Source organism: Streptomyces sp. NPDC001204, assembly GCF_053598035.1.
The window spans coordinates 1-1252 of record NZ_JBSFJL010000102.1 but is presented as its reverse complement, the minus strand read 5'-3'; the positions used below and the strand labels follow the sequence as shown (position 1 = coordinate 1252).

Genomic DNA, 1252 nt, shown 5'->3' with positions numbered 1-1252 from the left:
TGAACCGTTCCGGGTTTGATCGAGACTCTAGGGTGTGACTGTGACCTGGGGTTTCGTGGTTTCGAGGTAGTAGTTGGTCTCGTATTCGGCGGGTGGGATGTGCCCGATCTCACCGTGCAGTCGGCGGTGGCAGTACCAGTCGACCCATTCGGCGGTGGCCAGCTCGACCTCGGAGAGTGTCTTCCAGGGCCGACGGGGCTTGATCAACTCAGTTTTGAACAGGCCGATCGTGGACTCCATCAGGGCATTGTCGTAGGCGTCGCCGACCGATCCGATCGACGCGGCGATGCCTGCCCGGTCGAGGTGCTCGGCGAGCGCGAACGATGTGTACTGCGACCCGGCATCGGAATGATGTATCAACTCGCCTTTTTGATAAGGGCATTGGTCTCGGTCGCGTTGCCAGAGGGCCATCTCGAGGGCGTCCAGGACGAGCCGGGTCTCCTTCGAAGTGGCCGCGGACCAGCCGACAATGCGGCGGGAGAAGGTGTCCACGACGAAGGCGACGTAGACGACGCCGGCGAACGTGGTGACGTGGGTGAAGTCGGCGACCCAGCAGCGGTTCGGGGCCGGGGCGACGAAGTCGCGGTCCACGAGGTCCGGAGCCCGTTCCGCACTCGCGTCGGGGATCGTGGTGATCACCTTCTTGCCGCGGACCGCTCCGGTGATGCCGAGCTCGCGCATGAGGCGCTCGACGGTGCAGCGGGCCACCGCGACATCCTGGCGGTTCAGGTGCCGCCAGATCTTCCGGGCGCCATAGACACGGTAGTTGGCCTCGTACACCTCGGTGATGAGGGTCTTCAGCACGGCGTCGCGGACGGTGCGGGCCGCGGGCGTGGCCTGGCGTTTGTGGTGGGCGTAGTAGGTGGACGGGGCGATCTTGCAGTCGTGGCCGGTGAGGACCCGGCAGATCGGCTCGACGCCGCCGAAGCGGCCCTTGTACTCGTCGATGAACGCTACGAGCGTGTGTGTGGCCGGTCGAGCTCGGCCGCGAAGAAAGACGCCGCGGCTTTGAGGATCTCGTTCGCCCGCTTCAGCTCGGCGTTCTCCTTCTTCAGCCGCTTCAGCTCGGCGGACTCATCCGTCGTGGTGCCCGGACGGCTGCCGGCATCGATCTGGTCCTGCCGTACCCACTTGCGCAGCGTCTCGGTCGTGCCGATGCCCAGCTTCTGGGCGACCGCTTTCATCGCGGCCCACTCGGTGTCGTACTCCGGCCGCACCTCGGCGACCATCCGCACCGCACGACGGCGCAGCT

General features: G+C 66.0%; 1 protein-coding gene. It reads right to left on the bottom strand.

All coding sequences use genetic code 11. The annotated features are described in order from the left end of the window. Window positions 1-27: 27 nt before the first annotated feature. A protein-coding gene (locus tag ACWC91_RS41610) for an IS3 family transposase (RefSeq protein ID WP_450726408.1) occupies window positions 28-1250 on the bottom strand; the annotation gives its coding sequence in 2 pieces (ribosomal slippage) (window positions 28-998 and window positions 998-1250; 1224 coding nt in all). Between the last annotated feature and the right edge of the window lie 2 nt (window positions 1251-1252).